The organism is Porphyromonas gingivalis ATCC 33277 (assembly GCF_000010505.1).
GTDB classification, from domain to species: Bacteria; Bacteroidota; Bacteroidia; order Bacteroidales; family Porphyromonadaceae; genus Porphyromonas; species Porphyromonas gingivalis.
The window spans coordinates 516,318-533,717 of sequence record NC_010729.1 but is presented as its reverse complement, the minus strand read 5'-3'; the positions used below and the strand labels follow the sequence as shown (position 1 = coordinate 533,717).

Annotated in this window: 14 protein-coding genes and 3 pseudogenes; 9 read left to right on the top strand and 8 right to left on the bottom strand. The window is 48.4% G+C overall.

All coding sequences use genetic code 11. The features are described from left to right. Positions 1-9 precede the first annotated feature (9 nt). Together PGN_RS02325 and PGN_RS02320 are read left to right on the top strand one after the other, a co-directional pair. The gene (locus tag PGN_RS02325) at positions 10-657 is read left to right on the top strand and encodes a LolA family protein (RefSeq protein WP_012457548.1); all 648 of its coding nucleotides are present in this window, start codon (positions 10-12) and stop codon (positions 655-657) included. A 65-nt stretch (positions 658-722) separates the two neighbouring features. Continuing rightward, the gene (locus PGN_RS02320; protein ID WP_012457547.1) at positions 723-1,148 is read left to right on the top strand and encodes a hypothetical protein; all 426 of its coding nucleotides are present in this window, start codon (positions 723-725) and stop codon (positions 1,146-1,148) included. A gap of 132 nt (positions 1,149-1,280) precedes the next feature. Here the strand turns inward: PGN_RS02320 and galK are convergent, their stop codons facing one another. The 4 genes from galK to PGN_RS02300 all read right to left on the bottom strand — a co-directional run bounded on the left by galK (position 1,281) and on the right by PGN_RS02300 (position 5,680). Further along, entirely contained in the window at positions 1,281-2,435 is a 1,155-nt protein-coding gene (galK, locus tag PGN_RS02315) for a galactokinase (protein ID WP_012457546.1), read from the bottom strand. 49 nt (positions 2,436-2,484) lie between these two features. Beyond that, complete coding sequence (locus PGN_RS02310) at positions 2,485-3,552, bottom strand: aldose epimerase family protein (RefSeq protein ID WP_012457545.1); 1,068 nt, start codon at positions 3,550-3,552, stop codon at positions 2,485-2,487. Positions 3,553-3,757: 205 nt separating this feature from the next. After that, a complete protein-coding gene (locus tag PGN_RS02305) occupies positions 3,758-4,387 on the bottom strand; it encodes a hypothetical protein (RefSeq protein WP_012457544.1) in 630 nt (209 codons plus the stop codon). Positions 4,388-4,411: 24 nt separating this feature from the next. Then, complete coding sequence (locus PGN_RS02300; RefSeq protein ID WP_012457543.1) at positions 4,412-5,680, bottom strand: hypothetical protein; 1,269 nt, start codon at positions 5,678-5,680, stop codon at positions 4,412-4,414. Between the two features lie 315 nt (positions 5,681-5,995). Between PGN_RS02300 and PGN_RS11770 the strand changes: the two are divergent. Both PGN_RS11770 and PGN_RS11095 read left to right on the top strand, forming a co-directional pair. Continuing rightward, a pseudogene (locus PGN_RS11770) lies at positions 5,996-6,333 on the top strand (transposase); the annotation flags it as partial. A 910-nt stretch (positions 6,334-7,243) separates the two neighbouring features. Next, a pseudogene (locus PGN_RS11095) lies at positions 7,244-7,399 on the top strand (IS4 family transposase); the annotation flags it as partial. Positions 7,400-7,558: 159 nt separating this feature from the next. Here PGN_RS11095 and PGN_RS11090 read toward each other — a convergent pair. Continuing rightward, on the bottom strand, positions 7,559-7,621 hold the full coding sequence (locus tag PGN_RS11090) for a DUF1661 domain-containing protein (protein WP_230456074.1): 63 nt from the start codon (positions 7,619-7,621) through the stop codon (positions 7,559-7,561). Between the two features lie 10 nt (positions 7,622-7,631). On the opposite strand from PGN_RS11090, the pseudogene PGN_RS11765 reads away from it, so the two are divergent. Beyond that, positions 7,632-7,721 (top strand): annotated as a pseudogene (locus tag PGN_RS11765) (hypothetical protein); the annotation flags it as partial. Here PGN_RS11765 and PGN_RS02285 read toward each other — a convergent pair. The 3 genes from PGN_RS02285 to PGN_RS02275 form a co-directional block, all read right to left on the bottom strand. Continuing rightward, complete coding sequence (locus tag PGN_RS02285; RefSeq protein ID WP_230847047.1) at positions 7,692-9,329, bottom strand: OmpP1/FadL family transporter; 1,638 nt, start codon at positions 9,327-9,329, stop codon at positions 7,692-7,694. The pseudogene PGN_RS11765 and the gene PGN_RS02285 overlap by 30 nt on opposite strands. A gap of 131 nt (positions 9,330-9,460) precedes the next feature. Beyond that, positions 9,461-10,666, bottom strand: coding sequence for a hypothetical protein (locus PGN_RS02280; RefSeq protein WP_043876318.1), 1,206 nt, complete (start codon positions 10,664-10,666; stop codon positions 9,461-9,463). 154 nt (positions 10,667-10,820) lie between these two features. Continuing rightward, positions 10,821-11,252 carry a hypothetical protein gene (locus PGN_RS02275; protein WP_102981803.1) on the bottom strand — a complete coding sequence of 144 codons (432 nt, stop codon included), beginning with the start codon at positions 11,250-11,252 and terminating at the stop codon, positions 10,821-10,823. A 190-nt stretch (positions 11,253-11,442) separates the two neighbouring features. On the opposite strand from PGN_RS02275, the gene PGN_RS02270 reads away from it, so the two are divergent. The 4 genes from PGN_RS02270 to PGN_RS02255 are packed head-to-tail and all read left to right on the top strand — an operon-like array spanning position 11,443 to position 17,396. After that, a complete protein-coding gene (locus tag PGN_RS02270) occupies positions 11,443-12,636 on the top strand; it encodes a 4Fe-4S binding protein (protein WP_012457535.1) in 1,194 nt (397 codons plus the stop codon). A 60-nt stretch (positions 12,637-12,696) separates the two neighbouring features. Beyond that, entirely contained in the window at positions 12,697-15,393 is a 2,697-nt protein-coding gene (locus PGN_RS02265; protein WP_012457534.1) for a DNA gyrase/topoisomerase IV subunit A, read from the top strand. Beyond that, positions 15,380-16,327 carry a DUF3316 domain-containing protein gene (locus PGN_RS02260; protein ID WP_012457533.1) on the top strand — a complete coding sequence of 316 codons (948 nt, stop codon included), beginning with the start codon at positions 15,380-15,382 and terminating at the stop codon, positions 16,325-16,327. Before PGN_RS02265 ends, PGN_RS02260 begins: the two co-directional genes overlap by 14 nt. Next, positions 16,320-17,396: a S41 family peptidase gene (locus PGN_RS02255; RefSeq protein WP_012457532.1), complete on the top strand. Its 1,077-nt coding sequence runs from the start codon at positions 16,320-16,322 to the stop codon at positions 17,394-17,396. The genes PGN_RS02260 and PGN_RS02255 overlap by 8 nt, the downstream gene beginning before the upstream one ends. Positions 17,397-17,400: the final 4 nt, after the last annotated feature.

Here is a 17,400-nt window from a genome sequence, read left to right as displayed (position 1 = left end):
AAAGAAACAATGAAAACATCCTTGCACCGGATCCGGATGTTCCGGATCCTCTTTCTGCTTCTTTTCATTCCTGCTACGGGTTTGGCCCAACGCACAGCAGAAGGCGAACTGCAAGCAGCAGCCAAGCACCTTGCAAACCCCGATGGAACACGAATAGACTTTCAGGCAGAGACCATAGCTCCCAACGACATGGGCTCATCACCCCTCTCTTCCGGTAGCCTCATCCTCAAAGGCAATCAGTTTCGGCTCAGCTTCGGCTCTATCACTGCCGTATTCGATGGCAAGAAAACGCTCTCTTACTACGATGCTTCCGAGAACACGCTCAACATTTCCCACCCGACGAATGCGGAATTGGCTATGATCAACCCGCTGATCATTCTCACCCGATCCGAAGCCGGCTATCGCACAGCCATGCTGCCTCCGACGAAAGGAGGAAAGGTGATCGGTCTCACGCCTAAAACGGCTAACGGCATCAAACAAATCGAGCTACAGGTTGATTCTCGGGACTCACGTCCGACCGGTGCCATGATTACTCTGGAAGATGGGACAAAGATCGTTACAAAAATCACCGGTATCAGTCGCACGAAAGCTTCTCCCGGCCTGTTCCGACTCATGAAGAAAGACTATCCGGGCGTAGAAGTTGTCGATCTCCGATAATAAAAACCGATCTTAGTCCGTTTCCTCTTTGATAGAAAGAGGTTATTAACGAACAACGAAAAACTATGAACCAAACAACGAAAACACTGTCGATCATTCTTATCAGCATGCTGACCTTCCTTGTCGGGGTAGCGCAAAACTCAACGCCCCCCTTTGTAGGGACGTGCTGGAGGAGGTACCTTTCTCCCGAAGAAATCAACCTTTCGGCAGACAACGTCAGCCCTTCTTTCAAAGCCTATATGGAATTGGCATTCAACGAAGGAAACAAAGCCATGCTCACCATCCGAATAGAAGGGATGGGGACAAAACCGGCGGAATCAAAAGAGGAAATCGACTACGAATGCAACGGTGACGATGAGGTTGTCATCATCACCAGACGAGACGGGGGTGGAGAAAATAGAGAGAAAGCTGCCATCAGCTGGACGGACGAGACGATGAAGTTAGTCACCGAAGGAGAAGAACAGATCTTCAAGCTCATCAGGAAAAAGTAATTCCACCACCCCCACTATCTCTTCCGTTCGGAATGGAAGCAGATAGGAAAAGAGGATATGCTCCATGCACCGAGTGCCGGCATATCCTCTTTTCTTTTTCAGCTATTGCTGCTGATGAAACAGTGTCCCCCGTCAGTCTAACCTGCGAGAGCCATCGCTGATAACGACATTGTACACCTTGGGTTCGCGGCCGAATCGCTCCTTGAATCTCTTCTTGGCATTCTCGACAAAGAGATCGTACAGTTCTTTCTTGACGAGGTTGATCGTACAACCGCCAAATCCGCCACCCATGACGCGCGAACCGGTCACGCCACAATCCCGTGCTATGCCGTTGAGGAAGTCGAGTTCTTCGCAGCTCACCTCATAGAGACGACTCATACCATCGTGCGTTTCGTACATTTTCTGTCCTACGGTTTCGTAGTCGTCGCGCTCCAATGCATCGCACACATCGAGCACTCGCTGCACTTCTTCGACGACGTACTCGGCACGCATATAATCCTCGGCAGAGACTTCGTCCTTCACCTCTTCCAACATACTCATCGAAGCATCTCGCAGGAACTCCACTTCGGGATGTTTTTTCTTAATCTCCTTGACCACATTTTCGCAGGACTCTCTCCGTTTATTATACGCTGAGGAAGCAAGTTCATGCTTTACGACCGAATCCAAAAGCACCAGCCTGTACCCTTGGGGATGGAATGGAAAATATTTATGTTCGAGCGTCTTGCAATCCAAACGGATGAGATGGTCTTTCTTCCCGAAAAGGCTGGCAAACTGATCCATGATGCCGCACTTCACACCCACATACTTATGCTCCGTAGCCTGACCGACCTTGGCTAATTCGAATTTGTCGATCATACCGTTGCCGAAGAGTTCGTTCAGGGCAAAAGCATAGGTGCTTTCCAAGGCTGCCGAAGAGGACATGCCGGCTCCGAGCGGAATATCCCCGGAGAAGGCCGTATTGAATCCCTTTACCTCCACGCCTCGGGCTATCATCTCGCGACAGACGCCATAGATATACTTTGCCCAAGTGGTACGGGGAGCATCGTCCGGCCCGAGCCCGAACTCCACATAGTCCTTGAGGTCGATCGAATATGCCCTTACCTTGTCCGAACCATTCGGTTTTATTTCGGCCATGACGCCCTTGTCTATAGCACCGGGGAAGACGAAACCGCCGTTGTAGTCCGTGTGTTCGCCGATCAGATTGATGCGCCCGGGAGAAGTGAAGATCTGACCCGTAGATCCGTCAAAGTGCTTGATGAATCTACTCCTTACGAAGTCTAATTCCATAATTTCTGCTTGTTTATGATTGGTTTGATACAAAATCCTTGTGAGAAGATCACTCGACGATACCGAATCGGAACGCCGTCCGGGACTCGAACACTTCGCCCGGGCGCAAGAGGGTCGTAGGATAATTCGGTTTGTTCGGCGAATCGGGATAGTGCTGCGTCTCGAAACAAACGGCCGAGCGAGCCGGATAACGCCGATCGGACTTCCCCCTCAGCTTTCCGCTCATCCAGTTGCCCGTGTACACCTGCATACCCGGTTCGGAGGAATAGACATCCAATACGATTCCGGTCTTGGGCGATACGCAACGGCTGCAAAAGCCATATGCCCCCGACGGCTTGTCCACGATAAAGGTATGATCGTATCCCTTTGCCCAAATGAGCTGATCCATCGCACTGTCGATCCGATCCCCTATGCCGTGAGGCGTGAGGAAATCGAACGGCGTCCCCTCGACCTCGGCAGGCTCGCCGTAAGGGATGGCCGTATCGTCTGTGGGGAGATAATGCCGGGCTTGTATCATGAGGGTATGATCATGCACGGAGGGATCGCCTGCACCCGAGAGATTGAAATAGGAGTGATTGGTCAGATTCAGAACCGTAGGAGCATCCGCCGTAGCACGATAGTCTATGTGCAATGCGCCCTCATCCGTGACGCTGTAAATGATCCGAACGACCAGCTCGCCCGGATACCCCTCCTCTCCATCTGCCGACACGTATTCCAGCACAAGCGAAGAGGGGCCGGCGGATTTCACCTCCCAGACCTTCGTATTAAATCCGCTGATGCCGCCATGCAGAGAGTTCGGCCCATTGTTGATCGGCAGGCTGTAGCATCTGCCGTCTATGGAGAAAGAACCGCGGGCAATCCTGTTGGCATACCTGCCGCAGACGGCACCGAAATACTGCTCCTCCGAGTCGATGTATTCCTGTAGGGAGTCGTGCCCCAGGACGACGTCCGTCCGATTGCCGTCTTTGTCCGGCACGATGAGGGCAACGATTCGGGCACCGTAGTTGGTAATATAAGCGTCTATTCCTTTTCCATTGGTCAAATGGTAGAGATCCACATCCTTACCATTCAGGCAGGAGGTAAAGGAGGATCGTTGCGGAAGGCTGATCTGATTCATTTTGCAGTCTGTTTTTTAGAACCTTCCAAATATAGACATTCCACAGCTAAGTAAATGCTCCGCCTTTGATGGGACAGTCGTATCTGCAATACCTGTTTGAGTCTCCATAGAGCATCGAGACAAACAATAACCTCCCCAAAAAGAAAAGGGGGGGCCGACCACATGCCGGCTCCCCCTGCTTTTCCCTTATCAAGGTCTTGTTTTCTTAGAAATGAACATTGAATGTAGCCAAGGCTGCTAAGATTTCATGTTCGAAATCGTATGTTGCGGTAGCTCCTGCTCCAAGGGTATTGGAGATGCGATATTCGTAGGCCAAACGCGCTCCATAGCTCAACTTGGCATGTGAGTATGTACGCACGAGGACATGCATCTTGTCCTCATCCCTATATAAATAGTTAGCATGTTTGTAAGAAAGGCCTGCCTGACCGGCTAAAACCAAATCATGACGGCTGTTCTTCCAAATCAGCTTGATGGGGCTGAAACCGGCAACAGCCATATAGGAGGTAGCACTCCCGGCTTCAAGACGCTTCCATGTGGCATCCTCATACTGCGTAATGTGTATATAATAGTACGGAAGATCCGTTGCCTCCGCATAGGAGAATCCGTATTCTCTATCCTGACGCAGCAAATTATATACTGTAAATCCTACTTCGATGGCATCGACAAACCTTTTGCCGACATAGAAACCGGAAGCAAAGGATTGACCTACATACTCTGTATCGCCATACCCTATTCCGGCTTGTAAAGTCCACGTCTTACTCTTCTCCTGCGCTACAGCCTCACTGCCGATACTGCACAACAATACTGCTATCAGCAACAATACTTTCTTGTTCATTTTCTTTGTCTTTTTATGTCTTTATTATTTTATCTTGATCCAGAAAGAGAAGTCTTCTCCCACATCGTAGCGGAACTCTTCCAAAGCCGGATCTGTGTATGAAACTAAGGCACCACCAATTTCGTCATCACGATTACCTATTTTTATTGATAGAAAGTCTCCTATATTGAGACCAAAAAGGTTACCAAGAACAAGAGGGTTTATAGAGATTTCAGTAGAGGATGGATCTTCTTCAACCCAATGAACCAGATAATAATCCCCCAAAACCTTTCTATCCCATCTGAACAGTCTAAGATCAATGGGTCTCTTGTTTCCATTCCACCAGCCTTTATTATCAAGACGATGGATTAATTGCATATTTGGCTCCTTAATAGGTATAATTGTATATCTCATCTCCGGTCTTCCCCCAAATCCACTTTCATATTTTCTCATTGCTCTTTGATCTCGGAACTTTGCGCTTGACATATAGTCATAAAACGTAGGATTTTTTGCCCGATCACAAAAAGTCATAGGAGAGACAACAAGATCACTAATTGAAATGGAATTAAAATTTCCTCTCATATAATAATTATGCGATGTACCTCTATAGAAAGGTGTCGCACCATTTCCCGGTGCAGGAGCACTTTTCGGAAGTGCCAGTACACGTTCGTTTCTACCTACGACAATAGTTGGTTCCGTAGGATCTGATTTGGAGCTAATGTAGCTGAGGCGACCGTTTCTATCGTATGCACGAAGCATCACCTCTTTCTTTTCATCGAAATTGACAGGCAAATATACGGTTTTGATTGTCGGTGAGCTGAGGTCTACTCTTTGAGTATCATCATATTCATGAGGGCCAACCACGGCAATCTGAATCAAAGGATCGGATGAAATCAAACTGGTTACAAAACCTTCAAATTGATTTTTTTCATCCCTTTGGCCGTTCTGGCGAGTAGGAGTATTATTCAACTGTTCGAATGCTTCTGCAAAGGCATCTTTAAGAGAGACATTACCAGAACGAAGAATACCGGTTTCAGAGTTGATGGCTTCATCTAATAAGACTTCGAAGTCTCCATCTCTTTGTTCAGACACAAGATCCGACAATCGATCACAAACGCCCTCACTTTGCAGAGCAAGAGCTACTGTTTGGGCTAACAAGGCTGCATCGTCGTCAGAAGGTCCGGATACTTCTGATGAACGAGCCTGAGAGATACCGGCTTCCTGTCCGGCAGGATCAAATGCAACTTCTTCTTTGTTGCATGATACAAGTGAGAAAGCAGCTGCAACTATGCAGCCGAGAAAAATTTTTTTCATTTTTCCTTTTGTTTTTGGTTATAATAAATTGTGGTTTTTTCGTTCCTGTATTTATCTGTTTTTGAGGATATTGCAACTCAAAAAACATCCATTCAAATCAGACAAATTCCAAAAACAGCCGCAAAGGTATTTTTTTTTCTCAAACAAAAAAAATTCTTGACAAAAAATTTTTCTTCCGGGTACCGATCGGCAGAAAAACTGTATAAAAACACAGGAATGTCCGCTGTCATACCTTTTAACTGTTCCAATAACCACACGACAGACCATTTTGGTCGAGAAGATGCTATTGTTCGTCGGGAAAACCTGCAAATACAATATGAGATTATTGAGGAGTTGGGGCTACCTGAGCATAGACACCAAGACATACCGGTGGATCAAAAGATTCGTTTTACCGATGTGCAGACTCAATACAAATACGATAAGCCTTTGAGGCATATTGCAGTCTTCAATCAAGAGAGTGGCCAGAGGTGGTAGAGCTATTGACGAACATAAACGCGCTGTCGGCAAGTAATATCGCCTTATTGTATCGCTCCGGATGGCTTATTGAGACCTTCTTTCGGAATTTGAAGCAACGCTTGAGTATCAAATCCTTCCTCAGCACAACAAGAAACGCAGTAGAGGTGCGGATTTGGACGGCATTAATCACGATGCTCTTTGGAGACTGTTGCGGGGGAGTTTCATTGAGCTCTTTTGCTGCAGAGCTGATTCTTAGTGTCTTCGGGAAAGGTCAAACCTCCGGTATATGGGCACCGAGCAAATAGAAATTTCACCAAGTTTCCATCAGAGAAGTATTCCTTTCCTCGTCAAATCAATGCTTGTGCCGATAGGCGAGAAATAAGGAATGATTGTCAGCTGTTTCTTGCTTCCTGCACGATGCAGGACGCGATTGTCAGCTGATTCTTGCTCCCTGCACGATGCAGGACGTGATTGTCAGCTGATTCTTGCTTCCTGCACGATGCAGGACGCGATTGTCAGCTGATTCTTGCTCCCTGCACGATGCAGGACGCGATTGTCAGCTGATTCTTGCTTCCTGCACGATGCAGGACGCGATTGTCAACTGATTCTTGCTTCCTGCACGATGCAGGACGCGATTGTCAACTGATTCTTGCTTCCTGCACGATGCAGGACGCGATTGTCAGCTGATTCTTGCTTCCTGCACGGTGCCGGACGCGATTGTCAACTGATTCTTGCTTCCTGCACGATGCAGGACGCGATTGTCAGCTGATTCTTGCTTCCTGCACGATGCAGGACGCGATTGTCAACTGATTCTTGCTTCCTGCACGATGCAGGACGCGATTGTCAGCTGATTCTTGCTTCCTGCACGATGCAGGACGCGATTGTCAGCTGATTCTGCTCCCATCAATGCGCTAACTATCAGCTGTTTGCAACTATTTTATAGGACTTTCATTGAAGTCTTTTGCCGCAGAGCTGATTCTTAAGTGTTTTTCAGATTACTTGAGGTTTGCAGAGAGATCGCATGAAGCTCTCCTTTCTTCGTCAAATCAATGCTTGTGTCTGTCTTGATCGATATGAGAGGGGGGGGTTATTGTGCAACAGTCTCCTTTGGTATATCTCAAGTATAAGGCTAAATACGCTTGGTGTCTGTCTAATTTGGTCTCTTCCCTGCGGATCAACACTTTCTCCAAAATTGATCTGAAGCAATGGCTGAATGAGCCTTTTACTCCTCCACCGGAGAGCGAAAATCAGCTCTTTGAATAGGCAGGGGGGATCCCCCTAAAATCAAAAAATGATAGTCCCGGAGTTATTCCACTCCGGGACTAAGAACTCGCATCCCCCTAAAAACATTGAGGATACTATTGGTCTATAGGTCAAACTGCAGGCTGTTATGATTGAGTTGTGGTTCTATTGGTCAAAATCTCAAACCAAAATCTCCAAAAAATGGCGCGAGAATCTTTTCGTTCCGGCGCGAGATTTTTTCAACTCCCGAACCAAAATAAAAATCTTCTCAGACCACGTTTTTCAGAACCGAAATACACGTCAAGCTATTTTCTCAGAAGCGATACGACATTGTCATTGCTAATCTGAAGTTAGAGCGAGTGAGTTTTGCCGGTGCAGGAGATTCCACTTCCAACACATTGGCAGGATTCGGGTCGTCCGATACCATTCGGCCAAAAGTATAGTAGTAACTCTTCTCATTACGATAGATCACAGCCAAATCGCCCGAAAGATTACGCGTGAAACGGTAACCCAAGCCTCCTGTCACGGTATAGGAATTGCCCGGAAGTTCGTAATGAGGCATAGCCCCCATAGGGAAGACGGTCACCTGTGCCGAGCCATCGAAAGCTTTCAATTTTTCATTTTTAATGGGATTGGAAGTGTGTGAATACCCGGCACGCAGACTCAGACGCGATATGGGACGCAGTTCTCCTCCCAAACGGATGGTGTGGCGTGAACCAAAATCCTCTGAAATGAACTTATTATCAACGTAGGCCGTACCGTTCTCATCCTTTAATTTGATCTGGCCGTAAGATTCCAACTCATAATCCATACTGAGAAGGCCGATTTTGCCAGCGACGACTGCCAAACTAGCCACAAATCGTCCCGGACTACTCATTTGATAAGTATTATACGATTCGGGAGTCTGGCTACTCATGAAGTAGAGATTCTCCGGAAGCGGCTGACCATTGGAGTCTACCCCTTGAGAATAATAAGAAGAGCCATAAGCCCTATAGTAACTCTTCATCCAGTACCATGTAGGCGTATAGTAGGACAAACCTATCCGAACAGCATCAGCCGGACGATAGATGGCTCCGATACCGATATTCAGTCCGCTTCCTGATGTAGAGAGAGTATTTTCGAGTTTCAGGTAGTCATTGATAGCACCATTGTTGAAAGAAAAATTCTCCTGATAGAAAGTGTTCGTGTCAAATTGCAGATCACTATAAGTCATGCTCGCACCCAAATACCATGTGTCTTGGATGTTAATGCCCAAGCCAAAGTCATAGTTCCATACGTGCCCCGTCTCTTTCAGGTCGAAAGCCGTGGAGGAAGGCCCGAAGATCTGGTACTCACCATTCTGTTTATACTTGAATATGGACTCAAAACCATACCCGCCGGGAAGCTGAGCTATCCAACCGGCATTATACCCTAAGTCCGTAAGCCAACTGCTCTCCAATCCATTATAATTGAAATGAGACGGATTGGCTTTGCCGGGAGTCTGAGCTGCCACATAGTCCGCCACGGAAAACTTCTGCTCACCTCCGGCTATCCGAAACGATCGCTCGTAGTCCAGCACTCGCTTCGCCCCCAGCCCGAAATTGACGCTTACATCTTCGTTGGCTTTGCCCCATGATCCGACATAACTGATACCCGTAAAAAGCAATTTATTTTTATTGAAGGTCTCACTTGATCCCTGCCAAGCTGCCCGATTGGATATGGAAGAGAAATCAATGGTAGCCGAGACTTCCGAAGAGCGAAAAATGCCCAGGCCGGCCGGATTCTGTCCTATAGCAGAAAAGTCACCGCCCAAAGCACCGAAAGCACCTGCCATGGAACGGAAACGAGCCGAACCTCCAAGCTCTGTGCGACTGTAACGAATAGCATCGGCTTCGCCTTGAGCATAAACTGATGGCACGCCGGAAGCAACCGAAAGTGCCGCACCAATAACATATGCTGATATCTTTTTCATCGTTTTCAGAGAGGGCTTGATCCTCATAAATTTTAATTGTAATTATGCCATACCCCGAAAGAAGGGGGCAACTAAGAGATAGACCGAGTCTTTCAGGATAACCGGCAAAGATGTGTTCTATTCTATTGTGGTTAATTGCGTCCCCGGCCACTACGTCCGCCACCTCCGCTCATAGAGCCGGAAGAAGAACGAGAAGGCGTGGAGAAGCCACCGTTACTGTTGTTACGAGAAGGAGTCGAAAATGTCCTATCGTTATTTTCCCCCTGTCTCTCGCTGCGGATATTCCGTCCGGTCGGTCGGTCATTGCCGGACTGATTCTGCTGGAATACGGGACGATTCTGCTTTTGGCCGTTGTTTGGAGTTACCGTTTCTATATTTCGGTCTCTATTGGCTCGGCCGGTACGTCCCGGCTTGACATTTTGCAGATTATTATTGGGTTTGTTCGACTGCAATCCGAACTTATTTTTTTGCGAGGACGAATTTTGAATTCTATCGTAGCGTCCTGTCCCAAGTTTGGCACCGGACGTTCCACCTTTGATACGATCCGGTCGGCCATAAGAATAGTAAGCTCCGGAATGCTGACCATTGGAATAGGTCTTCTTGGGGTAGTGGTGGTAGTGATGTATCACTCCCGGATAGCCACCCCAACCGTAATAGCTGCCCCAGCCATAAGGATATCCCCAACCCATACCGATTCCATAGGGATTGTAGAAAGGATCATAGTAGTAGCTCCAATACCAATTATATCCGGGGTAATAACCGCCCCATCCGATATGGCTACCGTAGTAGAACCATGGATAGTTCCACGTATAGTTATACCAGCCGGAGAAAGATGGATACCATGACGTATAAGGGAACGGATCGCACCAAGGACTGTTGATGTAAATGTTTACAGACGACGCGTCATCATAGTATTCGTCTCCATAGACGAAATACTCACCATCATCAGTTACATATACATTGTCGGCACCTGAAATGACGATCGTATTCGGCTTATAGAATCGAGCCAAGCGGCGACTATAGCGACCGGGGACAGAAGAACGAGTGGAGTCTCTTTTCTTGTCTTTGGACAACTTTTTCCCGTCGTAGGACTGGCCATCTCTACGATTGTAGGCGTCAATGTCCCGATCGGAAGCCACGGTATATTCCGTATCGTCGCCGTATCCGTCGTCCTCTTGGTTTTGCCAGTCTTTAACTTGGTTTTGTTTACGTATTTCTTTTCGCGATGTATAGATGTCATCTTCGAAGATGTCATCATTCTGCGAGTACGCAGGAAGCGTAATCAGCAGTACCGCTCCAAGCAGGAGCAAACTTCTTTTAATCAGCTTCATAACCATCTCTTTTTTGTCGTTACTGTTTGCAGGATACTCTCCCTATCGTATCTCTCTATTGATTTAGAGTGCGTTCCGAGAATGAGTTTAATCTATTTTTCGTGGGGCAAGATACGAATTTTTCAATTCCAGCAGTCTTTCCCCTCTTGCTTTCTGCCTTTCAGTCCGAGAGCCTCGAAACAGGCAAAAGGATAAAGGATGCGCGACGAAGTATCTCTACAAAGTTCCAGAAAATGATCACCGTCGGGACTGCATATCGAATAGCTGACCCTGTGCGCTTATAACGGATCAGACGAGCAAAAAGATAAAGGGTACGGAACAAAGGACCGAAAGCAACGACGTAGGCCACAGGGTGCCTATCCCCCAATAAAGCATTGTCATAGACAAACAGCAAGAGGAGATAGCACGTCCATAAAACGGTATTTAGCTCCATAAAGGTGGTGACAGCCACATTGCGAACGACAGGCATGAAAGAGCGAATCTGCTCACAGCGGAGCACGTGTCGTTGTACCCAATTGAAGAGATTGCATCCCGTACGGGAGCTGAGCAGATAGCCAATCATCACCGCCAAGGAACCCTCGCCGGATGGCATAATGAATATGCAAGAGAAGAAAAAACCGTGAATTTGTAGTTTGTGACTAAGAGACTTCCCGGCCTTTCTACGTTCGCTCTGTCCGAATGCCCATGAACCACTCTGCTACAGCCGGATTGCCATAGGCAAGGATGAATTCATTATATTTGCACGTAATCATTGGCATACTGCCACAAACATAAAAACGCCCATGTTGTCTTCCCGTACATTTCGTTATCTGCTCAATCTGATTCTGCTCCTTGGTGGTATCATATTGGTGACGGGATTTGCCCGTGCCAATAAGGCCGGATCCGAATCAAAGCAAACCGCCAAAGCCGATACGGCCTCGCAGGCTTTCTCCAATGAGATCACTCGTTTCTACCCGATGGCAGCCGGTATCGTCCAAGAGGATAGTACTCGTACCATTGTCATGGATACCAAGGCGCGTCAATTGGGTTACTTGCTCTACACATCGCCCTATACAGACCACGTGGAAGGGTACAACGGGCCTACTCCCGTAGTCATTGCCTTTGGTCCGGATGACCGCATCCTCGGCACGATGCTGCTGGAGCATGACGAGACACCGAGCTTTGCTCGTAGAGTGGAGAAGGCGGGGTTATATGAAAGCTGGAATGGCAAGACCGCCGAAGAGGCATTGGCCGAAGAGGTCGATGCCGTATCGGGAGCTACCTATACGTCCGAAGCCGTTATCACTTGTGTGCAGAAACGCTTGGAGATATATATCGGTCAAAAAAAAAACAAAAAAGCTGACGTTTGGGGGATCGTCCGCACAGGGGGAACCATCGCCGTCATTCTGACAGCTTTGGTTTGCTTTTTTTTCCCGTCAAAGGCCAAACCTTTTCGCCTCTATCTCCTTGCGCTTAGTATTGTATTCCTCGGTTTTCTTAAAGGGACGTTCCTTTCTTTGGAGGGTACTTACCATTGGCTGAGTACCGGATTTCCCTTTGCAACACAGTGGTTGCTCATCGGGCTGTTTGCTTTGGCCGTATTGTTGCCTCTGATCACGAACAAACCGTTTTATTGCCGCTGGGTATGCCCTTTCGGAGCAGCTCAGGAATTGATGGGGAAGCTATCCCGACGGAAAGTGCATATACCGCCACAGTGGATAAAGATACTCACCTCGGTAAGACGCTATTTGCTCCTGCTCGTCGTCGTGTTGTTGATCTTCAACGTTGCCGGTGATCTCTCCAAGTGGGAGCCTTTTGCAGCTTTTTCTTTTCGTTCGGCATCGGTATGGGTGCTTGTCTTGGCGGGGCTGATACTCTTGGCTTCTATCTTCGTTCAGCAGCCGTGGTGCCGTTTCTTTTGCCCAACGGGACAACTGCTCGAAAGCGTCAGAAAATGCTCGCCTCGCAATTTGCGACACAGCCATCCAAAGAACTAACGGATTTTCCTTACCCCCTTCCCTTTCTTTCAACTGAACAAATCGATCTATTCAAATCAAATGACAGATTCTTTCGACAACGAACAACCGGATATAGAGTCATCTGTGTCCGATCTGCTTCCCGAAGCCGGTAATCGCCTGCCGGTCGATCATCCTGCTATGGCTACACACCATCTCGGGGGCATGTATCGAAACTGGTATCTCGATTATGCTTCTTACGTAATTCTGGAGCGTGCCGTGCCCCATATAGAAGATGGACTCAAGCCCGTACAACGCCGCATCCTCTACACCATGCACCATTGGTTCGACAATGGTCGTATGAACAAGGTAGCGAAGGTGACGGGACAGACTATGGCTCTACACCCGCACGGCGATGCTTCTATCAACGATGCTCTCGTACAGTTGGGGCAAAAAGGCTATCTGATCGAAACGCAGGGGAATTGGGGTAATATCCTCACGGGGGACGAAGCGGCAGCCGGTCGTTACATCGAGGCCAAACTCTCAGCTTTGGCTCAGGAGACTCTTTTCAATGATAAGATTACGCACTGGAAACGTTCTTACGATGGCAGCGAGGACGAGCCGGTGGCTTTGCCCGTAAAGTTTCCACTTCTCTTGGCACAGGGCACGGAAGGAATTGCTGTAGGTTTGAACTCCAAGGTCTTGCCGCACAATCTCGGTGAACTGCTCATGGCATGTATCGCACATCTGAGAGGAGAGTCTTTCGATCTTTATCCCGATTTCCCTACCGGTGGCATGATGGATGCCAGCCGGTACAATGACGGCCGGCGCGGAGGACAGATCAAGAGCAGGGCTAAGATTCGCAAACTGGACAATCGTACTCTCAGCATTACCGAACTGCCCTGTGGCAAGACGACGTCTTCCCTGATCGAATCCATTCTGAAAGCCAATGAAAAGGGCAAGATCAAGATCAAACGAATAGATGATATGACGGCTGCCGAAGCCGATATACGTATTCATCTGGCTGCGGGTGTATCTTCGGACAAAACCATCGATGCGCTCTATGCCTTTACAGACTGTGAAGTAAGTCAGTCGCCTAATGCTTGCGTCATCATGGACGACAAGCCGGTATTCTTGGGAGTGACTGATTTGCTGCGTTATAGTGCGGAGCGAACACGGGAGCTGCTGAAGCAAGAACTGACGATCCGTTTGGAAGAGAAGCGGGAACAGTATTTGGCAGCTTCGCTCGAGAGGATTTTCATAGAAGAGCGTATCTATAAAGATCGTGAGTTCGAAGAGGCCGAGAGCGAACAGGATGCGCTCATGCATGTAGAGGCGAGGCTGGAACCTTATGCCCATCGTTTTATTCGCCCCGTTACCTACGACGATCTGAAGAAGTTGTTGGAAATACGCATGGCTCGGATCCTTCGCTTCAATTTGCCCAAGCACGAAGCCATGATGCTTCAGCTCGAAAAGGATATTGCCGAACTGGAAAAGAATATCCGTGAGATTACTGCTTACACCATCCGTTGGTTCGAGTATCTGCACGAGCACTATGCTTCCCGTTTCCCGCGAAGGACACAACTTATCGGTTTCAGCACCATTCAGGCCACGAAAGTGGCAGAAGCCAATGCAAAGCTCTATATCAACCGCGAAGAAGGGTTCATCGGTATGGGACTCAAGGGCGATGAATTCGTATGCAACTGCTCCGACCTCGACGATGTCATCATCTTTTTCCGCGACGGTACGTACCTCATTACGAAGGTTGAGGAAAAGAAATTTATCGGCAACCGTGAGGTGATCTATATCGACCGATTCGAACGAAACGACAAGCGAACTATCTACAACGTCATTTATCGCGACGGCAAGTCCGCTCCGTTCTATATCAAACGTTTCAGCGTCACCGGTGTTACGCGAGACAAGGAGTACAACCTTACGCAGGAAACGGCCGGTAGTCGGGTGATGTATTTCACCGCCAATAAAAATGGCGAGGCAGAGACCGTGAGGATCATCCTCAAACCGAAAGCTCGCCAGCGGGTACTTTCTTTCGAGAAAGACTTTAGCAATGTCGCCATCAAAGGGCGAAGCAGCAAGGGCAATCTGCTGACCAAAGCAGAGGTGCACAAGATCCTGTTCAAACAGCAGGGTGCTTCCACCCTCGGAGGGCGGAAGGTTTGGTTCGATCGGGACGTGATGCGACTGAACTACGACGAGCAGGGCGAATATCTTGGCGAATTCCAAGCTAACGATTCGATGCTGGTAATCTTGGATAACGGGGACTGCTATACTACATCCATAGCGGAAAACAACCACTTCGACCCCAACATGATCAGAATAGAGAAGTATCGTCCCGAAAAAGTTTGGACAGCCATCTATCACAACAGAGAAGCCGGCTTCCCTTATCTGAAGCGTTTCAAGATAGAAAACGGCAGTCGGGATAATATGCTGGGAGGAGAAGCTGAGGGCAATAGCCTGCTTCTACTCTCGGATACGCGCTACCCACGTTTTGCTCTTACTTTCGCCGGAATAGATGCCACTCGTCCGGAACTGATCGTAGAGGGAGAAGACTTTGTCGCTGTCAAGGGCATACATGCCAAAGGCAAGCGACTGACTACCTATAAGCTCGATGGAGCGAAAGAATTGTCTCCCGTTCGTGATGAAGAACCGGACGAGGAAACAACCGATCCGGACGAGAGCTTCGCCGAGGTTGCACCCGAAGCCGTTGCTTCCGATGAAGATATAAGAGACGAACTCTTGGGTATCCAGCGATTGCAATTCGACGACGATGAAAACGAATAGACGATACGCATTTGTTTTGCCGCTTCTGCTGCTCACCGGATTGTTGGCATGGGGGCAGGATTCTTCCCACGGTAGCAATACAGCTTTTGCAACTGATTCTTCGAGTAGAGAGTTGCCCACGGAGCAGTCCGCCTACCGCATTCATTCCGCCTATATGGTCGGTGGTGGCGGAAGCATAACGCGCGACACCTATTTGTCACCCCTTCGTTATGGAGGATGGACACTGAATTTGTTGGCAGAGAAGACGTTCCCTCTCAAAGTCTCCGATTCCCGTTGGATGATCCGTACCGGGCATGAACTGGATTTTGCCCTGATGGACAATCCGGCCAATAATGCTCATTTCTATTCCCTGCTGTATAACGGTTCCGCTGCGGCTCTTTACCGCCTTGGCGCTAAGCATCTGCGAGCCGCGTGGATGGACAATCTGCGCTTGGCATTCGGCCCGGGCTTGGAAGTCGGGCTTGGAGGAATTTATAGTACACGCAACGGCAATAATCCTGCGACATTGAAGCTCTACACCAATGCCATCGCCCAAGCCTCGATAGGATACTACGTCCCCTCCGAAACTTTTCCCCTGTATTTTCGGTTGCTCTCCCAAATCAATCTCTTCGGTATAGCCTATGGAAATGGTTTTGGTGAGAGCTATTACGAGAATTTTTTGCTCAATAACGGCATTGCAGGCTCCCTGCATTTCACTTATCCGGGCAAGTTTACTCGGTTCACGACACTCATAACGGCGGATATTCCCATTCGGAACTTCTGTACGCTTCGTGTCGGTTATCGCTATTCCCATTTGGGCTCTTCGCTTAACGCATTGGATACTCGAATCCACAGTCATACGGCTTTTATCGGTTTCGTCACGGAATTTTACCGATTCCGTGGGCGCAAAGCCATGAATACCGGTCGGAGAACCAGTCTTTACTATCATGATTAGAACGACGATGAAGAGATTGCTCGCTATCCTCCTGTCTGCATTGGCTTTCAGCTCATGCTCCACGAAGGAAGATTTTACCTTCGATCCCTATCGGAACTACGATGCTCTATGGAAAATCTTGGATCGGGGATATTGTTTTTTCGATCTCAAACTGCCTGAGGACTCTACATGGCGGGATATGTATCACAAGCATTATAGGGACTTACGTCCCCAAATGAGCAGTGACTCTCTCTTCCTCGTCATGACACAACTCCTCTCCGAACTGAAAGACGGTCATGTCAATCTGAGCAGCTCGTTCGACTACGGCCATTATTGGAAATGGTACGAAGACTATCCTCTGAATCTGAGTCTCGACCTGAGACGCAAGTATTTGGGGCACGATTACCGTATAGCCGGCGGACTCAAATACCGCAGACTTACATACAACGGTCATGCTCCCGACAGTATCGGCTACATCGTCTACGAAAGCTTTGGGAAACCTATTTCCAATAGTAATATAAGCGGTATGCTTTCGCGGCTGACCGAGTGTAAGGCTCTGATCATCGACATTCGTGGCAATGGAGGAGGACAGCTTACTTATGCGGACGAATTTGCCCGTCACTTCACCAAGGAAAAGATGCTCACCGGCTATATCCGCCACAAAACCGGCCCGGCACACGATGCCTTTTCCGATCCTCTCCCCCTTTATTTGGACACGCTTTCTTCCGGAGTCGTATGGATGCGCCCCGTAGTACTACTGACGAATCGGGAAGTATTCAGCTCTGCCAATGATTTTGTTCTGAAGATGAGGTCCCTGCCTTTCGTCACCGTTATGGGCGATAAGACCGGCGGTGGTGCCGGATTGCCCATCTCATCGGAGATTCCTTGTGGTTGGGGTGTTCGTTACTCAGCCGGCAGGATGACCGATCCGAGTGGTGCGGATGTGGAGTTCGGGATAGAACCGCACTACTATGTCTCCCTCTTGGATAGCGACCTGGCCAATAGCCATGATACCCTCATCGAAGAAGCTGTACGATATATCAAAAGAAAAATAGCCGAGTACAACCAAAACGGACAATGGATTAAGTAAATCG

What these genes read in the sequence shown, in the direction of transcription:
- PGN_RS02280 (WP_043876318.1), bottom strand. Translation starts at nt 10,666, where the DNA reads ATGGTTATGAAGCTGATTAAAAGAAGTTTGCTCCTGCTTGGAGCGGTA.
- PGN_RS02275 (WP_102981803.1), bottom strand. Translation starts at nt 11,252, where the DNA reads ATGCCATCCGGCGAGGGTTCCTTGGCGGTGATGATTGGCTATCTGCTC.
- PGN_RS02300 (WP_012457543.1), bottom strand. Translation starts at nt 5,680, where the DNA reads ATGAAAAAAATTTTTCTCGGCTGCATAGTTGCAGCTGCTTTCTCACTT.
- galK (WP_012457546.1), bottom strand. Translation starts at nt 2,435, where the DNA reads ATGGAATTAGACTTCGTAAGGAGTAGATTCATCAAGCACTTTGACGGA.
- PGN_RS02265 (WP_012457534.1), top strand. Translation starts at nt 12,697, where the DNA reads ATGACAGATTCTTTCGACAACGAACAACCGGATATAGAGTCATCTGTG.
- PGN_RS02310 (WP_012457545.1), bottom strand. Translation starts at nt 3,552, where the DNA reads ATGAATCAGATCAGCCTTCCGCAACGATCCTCCTTTACCTCCTGCCTG.
- PGN_RS02305 (WP_012457544.1), bottom strand. Translation starts at nt 4,387, where the DNA reads ATGAACAAGAAAGTATTGTTGCTGATAGCAGTATTGTTGTGCAGTATC.
- PGN_RS02255 (WP_012457532.1), top strand. Translation starts at nt 16,320, where the DNA reads ATGATTAGAACGACGATGAAGAGATTGCTCGCTATCCTCCTGTCTGCA.
- PGN_RS02285 (WP_230847047.1), bottom strand. Translation starts at nt 9,329, where the DNA reads ATGAAAAAGATATCAGCATATGTTATTGGTGCGGCACTTTCGGTTGCT.
- PGN_RS02260 (WP_012457533.1), top strand. Translation starts at nt 15,380, where the DNA reads ATGAAAACGAATAGACGATACGCATTTGTTTTGCCGCTTCTGCTGCTC.
- PGN_RS02320 (WP_012457547.1), top strand. Translation starts at nt 723, where the DNA reads ATGAACCAAACAACGAAAACACTGTCGATCATTCTTATCAGCATGCTG.
- PGN_RS02325 (WP_012457548.1), top strand. Translation starts at nt 10, where the DNA reads ATGAAAACATCCTTGCACCGGATCCGGATGTTCCGGATCCTCTTTCTG.
- PGN_RS02270 (WP_012457535.1), top strand. Translation starts at nt 11,443, where the DNA reads ATGTTGTCTTCCCGTACATTTCGTTATCTGCTCAATCTGATTCTGCTC.